The following is a 14128-nucleotide window of genomic DNA, read 5'->3' as shown; positions in this document are numbered from 1 at the left end:
CATAAAAGGTTATTATACCTATGTTAAACCGTTTCCCTTTATGGAAGAATCTAATGGTGATCTTTATGATCGCCATTGGTGCTTTATATGCACTTCCAAATATTTACGGTGAAGATCCTGCCGTGCAAATCTCGGGTACGCGTGGTCAGCAAGCAAGTGAAACCACATTAAGTGAAGTTCAAAGCCTACTTACCAGTAACAATCTTCAACCCAAATCTATTCTGTTAGAAAACGGCTCCATTCTGGCACGTTTTAACAACACGAATGATCAGCTGTTAGCCAAAGACAAAATTGCTGAAAAATTAGGTAATCAATACTCTACCGCGTTAAACCTTGCACCCTCAACACCTGCTTGGTTAAGCAGTATTGGTGGCAATCCGATGAAATGGGGTTTAGACTTACGTGGTGGAGTTCGTTTCCTGATGGAAGTAGATATGAACACCGCTTTAGGTAAACGCCAAGAACAGCTGCAAGATAGTTTACGTGGTGAATTGCGTAAAGAAAAAATTCAATATAGTGCGGTGAAAAATGGTGACAATTTTAACACATTACTTACCATTACTAAACCTGAACAGCTTTTTGACGCCAAACAACTTATTCGTAAACAACATCCTAATCTAAATATTAATGAAGTGGCTGAGAATACCCTTGCATTAGCTTTATCAGATAAAGCCTTAATTGAAGCTCGTGATCATGCGATTGAACAAAACTTAAGTATCCTGCGTAAACGTGTGGAAGAATTAGGCGTAGCAGAAGCAGTGATCCAGCGTCAAGGTGCTGAACGTATTGTAGTGGAATTACCGGGTATTCAAGATACCGCTCGAGCAAAAGAATTATTAGGAGCCACTGCTACCCTTGAGTTTCGTATGGTCAATGCTAATGTGAGTCCGGAAGCTCTCGCTCGCGGTATTGTGCCATCGGATACGGAAATTCAATTAGATCGTACAGGTCGCCCCGTTGCGTTATATCGTAAAGCTGTACTCGGTGGTGAGCATATTACCAATGCCACATCAGGTTTAGACCATAATACCTCAACACCACAGGTGAGCGTTAGCTTGGATAGTGAGGGTGGTGAAATTATGGCAAACACCACGCGCCAGAATCTGAAAAAACCAATGGCAACGTTGTATGTAGAATATAAAGACAACGGCAAAAAAGATGAAAATGGTAAACCCATTTTAGAAAAGAATGCCGAAGTCATTAATGTGGCAACTATTCAAGGTCGTTTTGGTAGTCAATTCCAAATTACCGGTATTGATAGCCCAGCGGAAGCACAAAATCTTTCTGTGTTACTCCGTTCTGGTGCTTTAATCGCACCGATTCAAATTGTGGAAGAACGTACCGTTGGACCATCATTAGGGGCGCAAAACGTCGAAAAAGGCTTAACCGCCGGACTTTGGGGCTTGGTTATCGTGATTTTCTTCTGTTTAGTGTTCTATAAATTATTCGGTTTAATTGCAAGCCTTGCCCTTTGTGCCAATATGATTTTAGTAGTCGGTTTAATGTCGTTACTTCCGGGTGTTACCTTAACCATGCCCGGGATTGCCGGGATTATTCTTTCGGTGGGAATGTCGGTGGATGCGAACGTACTGATCTTTGAACGGATTAAAGAAGAAATGCGCAACGGTCGCCCGATTCAACAAGCTATTCACGAAGGATATAATGGTGCATGGTCATCTATTTTTGATGCTAACTTAACCACTATTTTAACCTCTATCGTGTTATATGCGGTAGGTACGGGACCAGTGAAAGGCTTTGCGATTACCCTTGCTTTAGGGGTAGCTATTTCTATGTTTACCGCCATTACCGGTACACGAATGCTGGTCAACTGGATTTATGGTGGCAAACGTGTTGAAAAATTATCTATTTAAGTGCGGAGAAATATTGTGAGTTTACTTAAACAAAAGCACGAATATCAAGGAATAGGCTTACCTTTTAGCCTAATCCGCTTTATGAATTATCGCAAATTAGGTTATCTTTTCTCTTTATTACTCACTGGATTCTGCATTTTCTGTATGTTTACCAAAGGGTTTAACTGGGGCTTAGATTTTACCGGTGGGGTGGTAATTGATACGCATTTTTCACAACCAGCTAATCTTGATCAAGTCCGCTCAACCTTAAACAGTCATGGGATCACCAGTGCGTTAGTACAAACAACGGGTTCTACGAGCGATGTTATCATTCGTTTACCCGCAACAGCCAGTGATGCCAAAATCGGTACTGAAATTAAAGACATGATGACCACACTTGATGCCAATATTGAAGTGAAATCAGTCGAGTTTGTCGGACCAAACGTTGGTGAAGAATTAACCCAAGGTGCTATTTATGCCACCTTAGCTACATTAATCCTATTATTAGGTTATGTCGGAATGCGATTTGAATGGCGTTTAGGGGTCGGCGGTATTCTCGCCCTTGCTCACGATGTGATTGTAACCTTAGGAATTTTCTCATTTTTACAAATTGAGATCGATTTAACTTTCGTTGCAGCAATCCTTACCGTAGTCGGCTACTCATTGAACGATAGTATTGTGGTATTCGACCGTGTACGTGAAAACTTCCGTAAAATTCGTCGCATGAGCAGTCAGGAAGTGATCGATATTTCATTAACCCAAACGCTATCAAGAACGATGATCACATCACTGACTACCTTGTTTGTTGTATTTACCTTACTCTATTTTGGTGGTAGCAGTATTCATAGTTTCTCCCTCGCCTTGTTAATCGGTATCGGATTTGGTACCTATTCTTCTATTTTCGTCGCGATTGCCATTGCCTTTGATCTCGGTTTAAACCGTGAACATATGCAAATTAAAGTGGCGACAAGAGAAGAATTTGAGGAAGGGTTTTAGTTAGAAAAGCAAAACAAGATGCGGAGCATCGTCACCATACTTAACCCCGTACGCCAGTACGGGGTATTTTTATCATTAAAAATGATCCAATATTTCTAACGCATCGGCTAATTTCTTCACGGTAAAAACTTGCATATTTTTTATCGCACTTTTCGGCTTATTAGCAAACGGCACAATAGCCCGTTTGAAACCATGTTTAGCGGCTTCGTAAATACGTTCTTGACCACTAGGTACAGGACGGATTTCACCCGCCAACCCCACTTCACCAAATACCACCAAATCTTGCGGTAAAGGACGATTACGAAAACTGGAAATTAAGGCTAATAATAAAGCAAGATCTGCACTGGTTTCGGTTACTTTCACCCCACCTACCACGTTCACAAACACATCTTGATCAGACATTTGTAACCCACCGTGGCGGTGCAATACTGCCAGCAATAAGGCTAAACGATTTTGTTCTAACCCCACCGCAACACGGCGTGGATTGGCGAGCATAGAATGATCCACTAAGGCTTGAATTTCCACTAACAATGGACGTGTGCCTTCCCATAACACCATTACCGAACTGCCTGATGTCAATTCATCACCACGACTTAAAAAAATTGCTGATGGATTTTTCACTTCTTTTAAGCCCTGTTCGGTCATGGCAAACACCCCGAGTTCATTCACGGCACCAAAACGGTTTTTATGGCTACGTAAGGTGCGATAACGGTTATCGGATTCTCCCTCTAATAAAATCGAACAGTCGATACAATGTTCTAACACTTTTGGACCAGCAAGCGTACCGTCTTTGGTCACATGTCCCACCATAATAATGGCAACTTGGCGAGTTTTGGCATAACGAGTTAAAAAGGAAGCACATTCTCGCACTTGAGCGACTGAACCGGGGCTAGATTGAATATCGGCAAGGTGCATCACTTGGATAGAATCTATCACAATAATCTGCGGTTTAAGTTGATCTGCCAAATTACAAATTTGTTCAACCGAGGTTTCCGACAGCATTTGTAACCGATCTGGCGGTAAACCCAAACGATTAGCGCGCATGGCAACCTGTTGTAAACTTTCTTCACCAGTGACATAAAGTGCGGTCATATTTTGAGCCAATCCACACATCACTTGTAATAATAAAGTAGATTTTCCCGCACCAGGATGTCCGCCAATTAAAATAGCGGATCCCGGCACAATACCACCACCCAATACCCGATCTAATTCATTAAATCCACTGGAAAATCTTGGTGTTTCTTGTAAACTAATTTCTGATAACGTTTGGATTTTCGCTTGTGTTTCTCCAGCATAACCACTAAATCGATCCCCTTTAGAGCTAGATTTCGCAGAGACTAAGCGGACTTCACTAATCGTATTCCACGATTTACATACCGAACATTGCCCTTGCCAACGAGCAAATTCCGCACCGCAATCATTACACACATAAGCAGTTTTCGGGGCCTTTGCCATATTAATTCACCATTCTCATCAAATTAAGCATACGTTTTACATATTGACCCTGTTGTAATAAATGTTGCAATTTTTTCATTGCCATTTGATTATCCTTGCTTTCACTATGCAAACGAATAATATGACGAATTTGCTCAAATAAATACTGATTACTTTCTACTATATCTAACTCCATGTTTTCATCTAAATTATGATTTCGTTCAAGCTGTTGTTCAAAAACCTGTTGTATCAAGTGACCATTATCCACATAATAATGATATAAATTAAAGAATGCCCCAATACGTTCAACGGTTTGAATAAATTGTTGAGCAAAAAAATCTATGCCAAATTGCATGGTTTCTTCAATCAGTTGTTGTTCATAAACCAATAGTGAGGTTAAAACTTGCTGAGAATTAACCACACTTTTCTCGACATCTAAAAATGCTCTCCATTGTTCGATCCAATCTTTTGTGGTTGATAATCCTCCTTGAGCCAATTGATAACCCCGTTTTGCTTTACTCCATGAACTCAATCGCACGCCATCCACAAAACTTAAATTTGCCACAAAGGTAAATAAATCCGCTAATTCACCACTTTTTAATTCAAATTCAATTTCACAAATCGGCTCAATTTTACCCTCTACTTTAATCTCTCCTCGATCTAACGCAATTTCAATTTCAGTATTTTTACCACATTCAATTAACCACCATTGACGCATAAAATCCGTACTAAAAATAGGCGCTAATTTGAGATCGGTTGGGAGAGCAATATTATCTATTTGTTGCAAAACAGCGACATCAGGTTGAGCCGAGTTCAACGGAAAATTATATTCAGGGCGAATATGCAATCCCCCTGTCACATTGCCATTGGTTTTTAAAGTCATGGTAAACTGCTGATTTTCCGACCGCACTCTGAGTCCCATTTTATGTTGGGCAAAATAGCGATCTGCTGTATCGTAATAGATATTACCTAAAAATAGCTTATCTTGTTTTAAAATATGAAAATCACTTAATATTTGTGAAAACTGATCGGCAATTTCTGGCGTTACCGCTAATTTCAATTCGATTTCATTTGACATTTTTACGTCCTTAATAAGTAAAAATCTTGCTTTATTATAGAGCTTTTTTCATTTAGATCGTGAATTTTTCGCATATATAAGGTAATATGCACGCAATTTTATTGATTAATTTGGAGTTTTCTATGGCAATTAACAATATCCTAGGATTATTTGCCCATTCCCCCTTAAAACCATTACAACAACATTCTGATAAAGTAACAGAAGCCTGTAGCCTACTGGTTCCCTTTTTTGAAGCCACCTTTAGCAGAGAATGGGATAAATCAGAGCAAATCCGTTTACAAATTTCTGATACCGAACGTCAAGCAGATAGCTTGAAACGGGAAATTCGCTTGAAATTGCCACGTGGTCTATTTTTACCTATTGACCGTACAGATTTATTAGAATTAGTTACTCAACAGGATAAATTAGCTAATTATGCGAAAGATATTGCTGGTCGTATGGTAGGGCGTCAATTTGGTATTCCAGATAATTTACAAGAAGACTTTATGAATTTTCTTTGTCGTAGTTTAGATGCCACAGTACAAGCACATAATGTGATTAGAGAAATGGATCAATTATTAGAAACCGGCTTTAAAGGGCGCGAACTCAAATTTGTCAATGATATGATCAATGAATTAGATATTATTGAAGATGATACGGATCAAATGCAGATTAAATTACGTCGCATGTTACGTCAAATTGAAGCACAGTATAATCCAATTGATGTGATGTTCTTATACAAAAATTTTGAGTGGGTTGGCGTATTAGCTGATCAGGCACAACGTGTCGGTTCTCGTATTGAACTGATGTTAGCGCGTTCGTAATGATAACATAGGAGATAGACTATGGATGTATTACAAAATTACGGTACTATCCTGATTATAATTACCGCCGCTTTCGCTTTTTTTATGGCATTTGGCGTAGGAGCGAATGACGTTTCTAATGCCATGGGAACATCCGTAGGTTCAGGCACAATTAATGCCAAACAAGCGATTATTATTGCCTTAATATTTGAATGTGCGGGAGCCTATCTAGCAGGTGGTGAAGTAACTGAAACCATTAAAAGTGGTATTATTTATCCCACTAACTTTATCAATGCACCAGATACGTTAGTATTAGGCATGATGTCAGCCCTATTTGCATCGGGGTCTTGGTTGCTCATTGCCTCACGTTGGGGGTGGCCGGTTTCCACTACCCATTCGATTATTGGTGCTGTAATCGGTTTTGCTTGTATTACGGCTGGTACCCATGCAGTAAGATGGGGAGCGATAAGTGGTATTGTCGGGAGTTGGTTTATTACCCCTGTTATCGCCGGTGTATTAGCCTATGGAATTTTCTTTGTTATCCAAAAATTAATTTTTGATACCGAAAAACCATTACATAATGCACAAAAATTTGGTCCGTATTTTATGGGGCTAACCGTCTTCATCTTAGTGATTGTCACCGTTGCAAAAGGATTAAAACATATTGGATTAAATCTCACTGCAGGGGAAACAATCCTGATTTCACTGGGAATTAGTTTTGTTTCTGTTGTGATCAGTTATTTTTATTTCCGTAGCAAAAGATTTATCAAAAAAGCACGTAGTGGCGTGTTTGGTGGCGTTGAACGTGTATTTAGCATTCTTATGTTAATGACCGCTTGTGCCATGGCATTTGCGCATGGTTCAAATGATGTAGCTAACGCTATCGGTCCTTTAGCTGCGGTTGTGACTATTGTTGAAAACGGGGGCAATATTATGGCAAGTGCACCAATGGCTTGGTGGGTGTTACCGCTTGGTGCCGCTGGTATTGCTACAGGATTGATTGTTCTCGGTTATAAAGTGATGGCAACCATCGGCACCGGAATTACGGATTTAACCCCAAGTCGCGGTTTTGCCGCTCAATTTGCCACAGCCGCTACAGTAGTGGTGGCATCTGGTACCGGTTTACCGATTTCTACCACCCAAACACTTGTCGGGGCAGTGTTAGGTATCGGCTTAGCGCGTGGTATTGCGGCGCTAAATTTAAATGTGATTCGTAACATTATTGCCTCTTGGATTGTCACCCTACCCGCCGGTGCATTTTTCGCCATTGTTATTTATTTTATTTTGGATCTTATTTTCCGCTAATAAAAAGTGCGGTCAAAATCACCGCACTTTTCCATTATTCGTTAAGGAGATTTATACCATGCAGACATTATTAAAACTACTGCTCTCTTTCTTATTATTCAATATCACAATTCAAATGGCACAAGCCGAAACACAATATGTGACTGAAAATTTGCATACCTTTTTACGCAAAGGTGCGGGTGATAACTTTAAAATTGCGGGTTCAATTCAAGCTGGCGAACCAGTTAATGTATTAGATCATAAAGATCGTTATACTTTAATTCGAGATAGTAAAAATCGTGAAGCATGGATTTTAACTAGCGAATTAAGTTCAACACCCAGTGCTAAAAATGAAAATCCACAGTTAAGAGCCAAAGTTCAGGATTTAACCTTAAAACTAAATAATATTGATAAAGACTGGCAACAACGTACCGTAGAAATGCAACGCCGTTCTGCTGACAGTGATCAGCGTAGCAGTCAATTATTAGAAGAAAATTCTCAATTAAAACGTGAATTAGAAATCACTAAAAATAAAAATCGTGATTTAGAGGCTTTGCTTGATGCAGGTAAGCGTGAAATTGCGATTCAATGGTTTATTTATGGTGGTTCCGTGCTTGGTGTGGGATTATTGCTTGGTTTGATTATTCCAGTGATTATGCCAAAACGTCGTCGCCGTGACGGGTGGGCTTAATCAGGTATCAGATGACAGGTGTCAGGCATCAGAAAATGCAAACATTCTTAGTTGGTGGTGCTGTCCGTGATCAATTATTGAATCTCCCTATTAAAGATCGAGATTGGCTGGTTGTGGGTGGCACACCTGAACAACTTATTCAACAGGGCTATCAACAAGTCGGTAGTGATTTCCCTGTTTTTTTGCACCCCAAAACGAAACAAGAATATGCTCTTGCTCGCACTGAACAAAAATCTGGTTCAGGTTATACGGGGTTTGTGTGTGACTTTTCTCCAGATATTACCCTTGAGCAAGATCTGATTCGGCGAGATTTAACCATTAATGCTATCGCTCAAGATGAACAAGGCAATCTATACGATCCTTTTGGTGGTATTAAAGATTTAAATCACCGCATTTTACGTCATATTTCCCCGGCGTTTGCCGAAGATCCTTTGCGTGTTTTGCGTGTCGCTCGCTTTGCTGCTCGTTTTCATTATTTAGGTTTTACGATTGCAGATGAAACGATTAAATTAATGAAAACTCTCACTACTCAGGGAGAACTTGCTCATTTAACTGCTGAACGCATTTGGTTAGAAACCGAAAAAGCCCTTAATGAAAAAAATCCTGAAATCTATTTTTTCGTGTTACGTAAAGTTGGTGCATTAGCTGTATTATTCCCTGAATTAGATGCACTTTATGGCGTGCCAAATCCAGCCCAACATCACCCCGAAATTGATAGTTTTATTCATACCATGTTGGTGTTACAACAGGCTACCCTACTCACCGAACAAACTGAACTGAATAAAACTGCGGTGCGTTTTGCCGCACTTTGTCATGATTTAGGCAAAGCCTTAACGCCCAAAGCCATTTTACCCCATCACTATGGACACGAAAAAAACGGCGTTCAACCTACCCGAAATCTCAGCAATCGGTTAAAAGTGCCGAGTTATGACAAAGTATTAGCGGAACTGACTTGTGCATATCATAGCCATGTTCACAAAGCCTTTGAATTGCGAGCAAATACGATTATTAAATTGTTCAATCAATTTGATGTATGGCGTAAACCGCAACGCTTTTTAGAATTTCTAACCGTTTGTGTCGCAGATAGTCGTGGACGTACTGGTTTTGAGCTACGAGAATACCCACAAAAAGACTATTTATGGCAACTGTATCAAACTGCTTTACAAGTGGATGTGCAACAGGTAATCAATGACGGATTTGAAAAACAAAGGATTCGAGATGAACTTACCGCTCGGCGGATTTTAGCGGTAAAACAAAAAATTGCTGAAATCAGACCGCACTTTGATATTTTGACTTCATAAAAATAACCAGTTAGAATACTCCCTGACTTTTTAAGAACTCATTTAAAAATGAAACTCAAACATTTATCCCTAATTTTATTATCTGCGATATTATTCACTGGCTGTTCAAGTTTAGACATCAGTGAACAACGTCCAACCGATATTAAAACGATTAGCAAGAATGACCGCACTTGGCAACAACATTTAAGCCAACTTAAACAAATCCAAAACTATCAAGCCCAAGGGCAGTTAGGTTATATTAGCCAGAAAGAACGCTTTTCCAGCCGTTTTGAATGGCAATATACCAATGCTAAAAACTATACGTTAAAACTTTACTCTACCATTAGTGCAAGCAGTTTAACCTTGCAAATGCACAATGCTGGCATGACAATTTCAGATAATAAAGGTCATCAACGTTCTGAACAAGATGCCAAATATCTGGTGCGAGAAATCGTTGGTATGGACGTGCCGTTAGAACAATTAGCCACTTGGTTAAAAGGTCAGCCAGACGAAAAAGCGGATTATCAAGTAGGCGAAAATCATTATTTGTCGAGCTTTAACTATGCAGTGGATGGTATACTGTGGACGGCAGATTATTTAGTTTATCATCAAGATCGCATACCAGCATTACCCAAAGATATTTTGCTAAAAAATTCGACACAAACCTTAAAAATACGAGTGGATAATTGGACTTTATAATGAAAAATTATCATTTTTCTACCGCACTTTCCGATATGTCAACCATTCAACAGGGAAATCATATCCGTTTCCCTAGCCCCGCCAAACTGAATTTATTTTTATATATTAATAATAAACGCCCTGACGGCTATCACGAATTACAAACCTTATTTCAATTTTTAGATTATGGCGACTGGTTAAACATCAGTTTACGTGATGATGATCAAATTCAATTAACCCCCGATATTCCAAATTTAAACAAACAAGATAATTTGATTTATCGTGCTGCCACGGCATTGCAACAATATACTGGCTGTCAATCTGGTGCGAATATTCATTTAGATAAAATTCTCCCGATGGGCGGTGGTGTTGGTGGTGGCTCATCAAATGCGGCAACGACTTTAGTCGCTCTCAACTATTTGTGGAAAACTGGATTAACTAAACAACAATTAATCGAAATCGGTGTAAAATTAGGTGCGGATGTACCTATTTTTATTGATGGACTAGCCGCTGTGGCTGAAGGTGTCGGTGAAAAAATAATTCATTGCCAACCAAAAGAAAAATGGTATCTGGTATTAAAACCTGAGTTAGCTATTTCAACGGCTAGAATATTTGCGGACGCTAATCTCACTCGCAATACCCCCAAGAAACCAATTTCACAGCTATTAACTGATGAATATCGTAATGATTGTGAAAAAATTGTGCGAAATCACTATCCAATCATTGATGAATTACTCTCTTGGTTGCTACAATATGCACCAGCAAGGTTGACTGGAACGGGATCCTGTGTATTTGCCGAATTTGATAGCGAACAAGATGCACAAGCGATTTATCAACTTAAACCCATAAAATTTACTGGTTTTGTGGCGAAAGGCTGTAATACTTCACCATTAGAAATATTACTTAACCAACTTGAGCGACAGAATTAAACTTTCTTCTATTATTAAACCTGAGGTCAAATTAAAATGCCTGATATTAAACTCTTTGCTGGTAACGCAACACCAGAACTTGCACAACGCATTTCAGAACGTCTTTATACATCGCTAGGCGATGCCACGGTTGGACGTTTTAGTGACGGTGAAATCCAAGTGCAAATCAATGAAAACGTACGTGGTAGCGATGTATTTATCATTCAATCTACCTGCGCTCCAACCAATGACAACCTAATGGAATTAATCGTCATGGTAGATGCTTTACGCCGTGCATCTGCTGGGCGTATTACAGCAGTGATTCCTTACTTTGGTTATGCTCGACAAGATCGCCGTGTGCGTTCTGCTCGTGTACCGATTACCGCTAAAGTAGTGGCAGATTTCCTTTCAAGCGTTGGGGTTGACCGTGTACTCACCTGTGATTTACACGCTGAACAAATTCAAGGTTTCTTTGACGTGCCAGTAGATAATGTATTTGGTTCACCAGTATTAATTCATGATATTTTGAAAAAAACTGACCTTGAAAAACCAATGGTAGTTTCGCCTGATATTGGTGGTGTAGTGCGGGCTCGTGCCATTGCTAAATTATTAAATGATGCCGACATGGCGATCATTGATAAACGCCGTCCAAAAGCCAATGTATCCCAAGTGATGCACATTATCGGCGATGTAGCTGATCGTGATTGTATTTTAGTAGATGATATGATCGATACTGGAGGTACTTTGTGTAAAGCCGCAGAAGCCTTAAAAGAACGTGGTGCAAAACGTGTCTTTGCTTATGCAACACACGCGGTATTTTCTGGCAATGCTGTACAAAACTTAGCCAATAGCGTAATTGATGAAGTAGTAGTTACGGACACGATCCCATTAACACCAGAAATTAAAGCGTTAGGTAAAGTACGTGTATTAACACTTTCTGGCATGTTATCTGAAGCCATTCGCCGTATTAGTAATGAAGAATCTATTTCAGCCATGTTTAATTAGACCTAACTTCTGTTTAAAAAGCTACTTTCGGGTAGCTTTTTATCTTTATGTACCCATCTTACCACTGAAAAATTACTGCAATTTACTATAAAAAAGCATACAATAGAGAGCAAATTTGCATACCCATAAATAAACTGATAAAGTGCGGTGTGTTTTGTGCTAATTTCAATACTTAGGAAAGGAAAATGAGCCAAGAATATTTAGATTTTGAATTACCGATTGCAGAACTTGAAGCAAAAATTGAGTCACTTCGTGCAGTATCAAGTGATGATAGTAATATCAATCTTGATGACGAAATCAAACGTCTGCAAAAGAAAAGCAAGGAACTCACTAAAAAAACCTTTGCCAATTTGGACTCATGGCAGATTTCTCGTCTATCACGCCATCCAAATCGCCCATATACGCTTGATTATATTGAACATATCTTTACTGATTTTGAAGAACTAGCGGGAGATCGCGCCTTTGCTAACGATAAAGCGATCGTCGGTGGTTTAGCTCGTTTAGATGGTCGTCCGGTGATGGTCATTGGTCATCAAAAAGGGCGTTCAACCAAAGAAAAAGTATTACGTAACTTTGGCATGCCAGCCCCAGAAGGGTATCGTAAAGCCTTGCGTTTAATGCAAATGGCAGAACGTTTTAAATTACCAATTATTACCTTTATTGACACACCAGGGGCTTATCCAGGTGTCGGTGCAGAAGAACGAGGTCAAGCAGAAGCTATCGCTCGTAACTTGCGTGAAATGGCAACATTGACAGTACCTGTTATTTGCACAGTTATCGGTGAGGGTGGTTCTGGCGGTGCATTAGCTATCGGTGTGGGTGACAAAGTGAATATGTTACAATATAGCACTTACTCCGTTATCTCACCTGAAGGTTGTGCCTCTATTTTATGGAAAAGTGCAGAAAAAGCCTCTGTTGCAGCAGAAGCCATGGGCTTAACTGCTAATCGTTTAAAAGAATTGAGTTTAATTGACAATATTGTGACTGAGCCTCTCGGTGGCGCTCATCGTGATCACCTCGCAATGGCAAATAATTTAAAAGCTCGCCTATTAGAAGATTTAGCCGATTTAGATGTATTAGATAAACAAGATTTACTCGATCGCCGTTATCAACGTTTAATGTCTTACGGTTATTGCTGATCAGAAGACTGAAAACTAAAAACTGAAGACAGGAAGAAAATTAAAAAGTGCGGTGAAAAATACCGCACTTTTCTATGATAAATTCAACATAATTAAGGAAATAAATTCAATGAAAAATGTACTTTCCATTCAATCCCATGTGGTGTTTGGTTACGCTGGAAACAAATCAGCAACATTCCCAATGCAATTAAATGGTATTGATGTATGGGCATTAAATACTGTGCAATTTTCCAACCATACTCAATATGGTAAATGGACAGGCATGGTAATTCCAAAAGAACAAATCGGTGAAATTGTACGTGGTATTGATGAAATCGGTGAATTGGCAAAATGTGATGCAGTTTATTCTGGTTATATCGGCTCTGCTGAACAAGTGGATGAAATCATCAATGCCTATCATAAAGTGAAAGCTATTAATCCGAACGCATTGTACCTATGCGATCCTGTTATGGGTAGCCCAGAAAAAGGCTGTGTGGTTGCTGACGGTGTTAAAGAAGGCTTAATTAATATCGCCATTCCACAAGCCGATATTATGACCCCGAATCTACTTGAATTACGAGAACTTAGCGGATTACCTGTAGAAAATATCGATCAGGCTGTAAATGCGGTAAAACATTTACTCACTAAAGGTCCTAAAATTGTGGTGGTAAAACATTTAGGTTCCGCTGGTCGTGATGAAAATCTATTTGAAATGCTGATGGCAACCAAAGATGGCGTGTGGAGTTTTACTCGTCCACTTTATCCATTTGCCAAACACCCTGTCGGGGTGGGTGACTTGACCGCTGGTTTATTCTTAGCCAATTTATTAAATGGTAAATCAGAACTTGAAGCCTTTGAGCAAATGGGAAATGCGGTACATGATGTGATGAGAATTACCTATCAATTAAATTCTTATGAATTGCAATTAATTGAAGCTCGTCATGTAATTATGAAACCTGTATCAAATTATAAAGCAGAAAAAATTGCTTAGTTGATAGCTTTCGCTCTTTCGGTAAATAGAGGG

13 protein-coding genes are annotated in these 14128 nt (G+C 39.4%); 11 read left to right on the top strand and 2 right to left on the bottom strand.

Features of this window, described 5'->3' with window-relative positions; all coding sequences use genetic code 11:
- Positions 1-20: 20 nt before the first annotated feature.
- Positions 21-1871, top strand: coding sequence for a protein translocase subunit SecD (gene secD, locus O1Q79_RS02535; RefSeq protein ID WP_386692808.1), 1851 nt, complete (start codon positions 21-23; stop codon positions 1869-1871).
- A gap of 81 nt (positions 1872-1952) precedes the next feature.
- Positions 1953-2846 (top strand): protein translocase subunit SecF, encoded by an 894-nt coding sequence (gene secF / locus O1Q79_RS02530; RefSeq protein ID WP_386693334.1) that lies wholly within the window; start codon positions 1953-1955, stop codon positions 2844-2846.
- Positions 2847-2921: 75 nt separating this feature from the next.
- Here the strand turns inward: secF and radA are convergent, their stop codons facing one another.
- Together radA and O1Q79_RS02520 are read right to left on the bottom strand one after the other, a co-directional pair.
- Positions 2922-4301, bottom strand: coding sequence for a DNA repair protein RadA (gene radA, locus O1Q79_RS02525; RefSeq protein ID WP_386692807.1), 1380 nt, complete (start codon positions 4299-4301; stop codon positions 2922-2924).
- 1 nt (position 4302) lies between these two features.
- Positions 4303-5358 carry an inorganic triphosphatase gene (locus O1Q79_RS02520; RefSeq protein ID WP_386692806.1) on the bottom strand — a complete coding sequence of 352 codons (1056 nt, stop codon included), beginning with the start codon at positions 5356-5358 and terminating at the stop codon, positions 4303-4305.
- 122 nt (positions 5359-5480) lie between these two features.
- Between O1Q79_RS02520 and O1Q79_RS02515 the strand changes: the two genes are divergently transcribed.
- The 9 genes from O1Q79_RS02515 to pdxY all read left to right on the top strand — a co-directional run bounded on the left by O1Q79_RS02515 (position 5481) and on the right by pdxY (position 14095).
- Positions 5481-6161 carry a TIGR00153 family protein gene (locus O1Q79_RS02515; protein ID WP_386692805.1) on the top strand — a complete coding sequence of 227 codons (681 nt, stop codon included), beginning with the start codon at positions 5481-5483 and terminating at the stop codon, positions 6159-6161.
- Between the two features lie 21 nt (positions 6162-6182).
- Positions 6183-7445 carry an inorganic phosphate transporter gene (locus O1Q79_RS02510; protein ID WP_386692804.1) on the top strand — a complete coding sequence of 421 codons (1263 nt, stop codon included), beginning with the start codon at positions 6183-6185 and terminating at the stop codon, positions 7443-7445.
- A gap of 58 nt (positions 7446-7503) precedes the next feature.
- The gene (locus O1Q79_RS02505) at positions 7504-8115 is read left to right on the top strand and encodes a TIGR04211 family SH3 domain-containing protein (RefSeq protein WP_386692803.1); all 612 of its coding nucleotides are present in this window, start codon (positions 7504-7506) and stop codon (positions 8113-8115) included.
- A 35-nt stretch (positions 8116-8150) separates the two neighbouring features.
- Positions 8151-9416: a multifunctional CCA addition/repair protein gene (locus tag O1Q79_RS02500; protein ID WP_386693333.1), complete on the top strand. Its 1266-nt coding sequence runs from the start codon at positions 8151-8153 to the stop codon at positions 9414-9416.
- A 48-nt stretch (positions 9417-9464) separates the two neighbouring features.
- Positions 9465-10094, top strand: coding sequence for a lipoprotein insertase outer membrane protein LolB (lolB, locus tag O1Q79_RS02495; RefSeq protein WP_386692802.1), 630 nt, complete (start codon positions 9465-9467; stop codon positions 10092-10094).
- The gene (gene ispE / locus O1Q79_RS02490; RefSeq protein ID WP_386692801.1) at positions 10094-11002 is read left to right on the top strand and encodes a 4-(cytidine 5'-diphospho)-2-C-methyl-D-erythritol kinase; all 909 of its coding nucleotides are present in this window, start codon (positions 10094-10096) and stop codon (positions 11000-11002) included. Before lolB ends, ispE begins: the two co-directional genes overlap by 1 nt.
- 36 nt (positions 11003-11038) lie before the next feature.
- Positions 11039-11986: a ribose-phosphate pyrophosphokinase gene (locus O1Q79_RS02485; RefSeq protein WP_386692800.1), complete on the top strand. Its 948-nt coding sequence runs from the start codon at positions 11039-11041 to the stop codon at positions 11984-11986.
- Positions 11987-12171: 185 nt separating this feature from the next.
- Positions 12172-13125: an acetyl-CoA carboxylase carboxyl transferase subunit alpha gene (gene accA / locus O1Q79_RS02480; RefSeq protein ID WP_386692799.1), complete on the top strand. Its 954-nt coding sequence runs from the start codon at positions 12172-12174 to the stop codon at positions 13123-13125.
- Between the two features lie 109 nt (positions 13126-13234).
- The gene (gene pdxY / locus O1Q79_RS02475; protein WP_386686731.1) at positions 13235-14095 is read left to right on the top strand and encodes a pyridoxal kinase; all 861 of its coding nucleotides are present in this window, start codon (positions 13235-13237) and stop codon (positions 14093-14095) included.
- The last annotated feature ends 33 nt before the right edge of the window (positions 14096-14128 follow it).

It is taken from the genome of Lonepinella sp. MS14434 (genome assembly GCF_042468235.1).
GTDB lineage: Bacteria > Pseudomonadota > Gammaproteobacteria > Enterobacterales > Pasteurellaceae > Lonepinella.
Note: the sequence above shows the minus strand (reverse complement) of the source record. Positions and strands in the feature narration are given on the sequence as shown.

Bases quoted from the DNA above. Each gene is read 5' to 3' on its own strand.
- pdxY (WP_386686731.1), top strand. From the start codon at position 13,235: ATGAAAAATGTACTTTCCATTCAATCCCATGTGGTGTTTGGTTACGCT.
- O1Q79_RS02500 (WP_386693333.1), top strand. From the start codon at position 8,151: ATGCAAACATTCTTAGTTGGTGGTGCTGTCCGTGATCAATTATTGAAT.
- secD (WP_386692808.1), top strand. From the start codon at position 21: ATGTTAAACCGTTTCCCTTTATGGAAGAATCTAATGGTGATCTTTATG.
- lolB (WP_386692802.1), top strand. From the start codon at position 9,465: ATGAAACTCAAACATTTATCCCTAATTTTATTATCTGCGATATTATTC.
- secF (WP_386693334.1), top strand. From the start codon at position 1,953: ATGAATTATCGCAAATTAGGTTATCTTTTCTCTTTATTACTCACTGGA.
- O1Q79_RS02510 (WP_386692804.1), top strand. From the start codon at position 6,183: ATGGATGTATTACAAAATTACGGTACTATCCTGATTATAATTACCGCC.
- radA (WP_386692807.1), bottom strand. From the start codon at position 4,301: ATGGCAAAGGCCCCGAAAACTGCTTATGTGTGTAATGATTGCGGTGCG.
- O1Q79_RS02485 (WP_386692800.1), top strand. From the start codon at position 11,039: ATGCCTGATATTAAACTCTTTGCTGGTAACGCAACACCAGAACTTGCA.
- O1Q79_RS02505 (WP_386692803.1), top strand. From the start codon at position 7,504: ATGCAGACATTATTAAAACTACTGCTCTCTTTCTTATTATTCAATATC.
- O1Q79_RS02520 (WP_386692806.1), bottom strand. From the start codon at position 5,358: ATGTCAAATGAAATCGAATTGAAATTAGCGGTAACGCCAGAAATTGCC.
- ispE (WP_386692801.1), top strand. From the start codon at position 10,094: ATGAAAAATTATCATTTTTCTACCGCACTTTCCGATATGTCAACCATT.
- O1Q79_RS02515 (WP_386692805.1), top strand. From the start codon at position 5,481: ATGGCAATTAACAATATCCTAGGATTATTTGCCCATTCCCCCTTAAAA.
- accA (WP_386692799.1), top strand. From the start codon at position 12,172: ATGAGCCAAGAATATTTAGATTTTGAATTACCGATTGCAGAACTTGAA.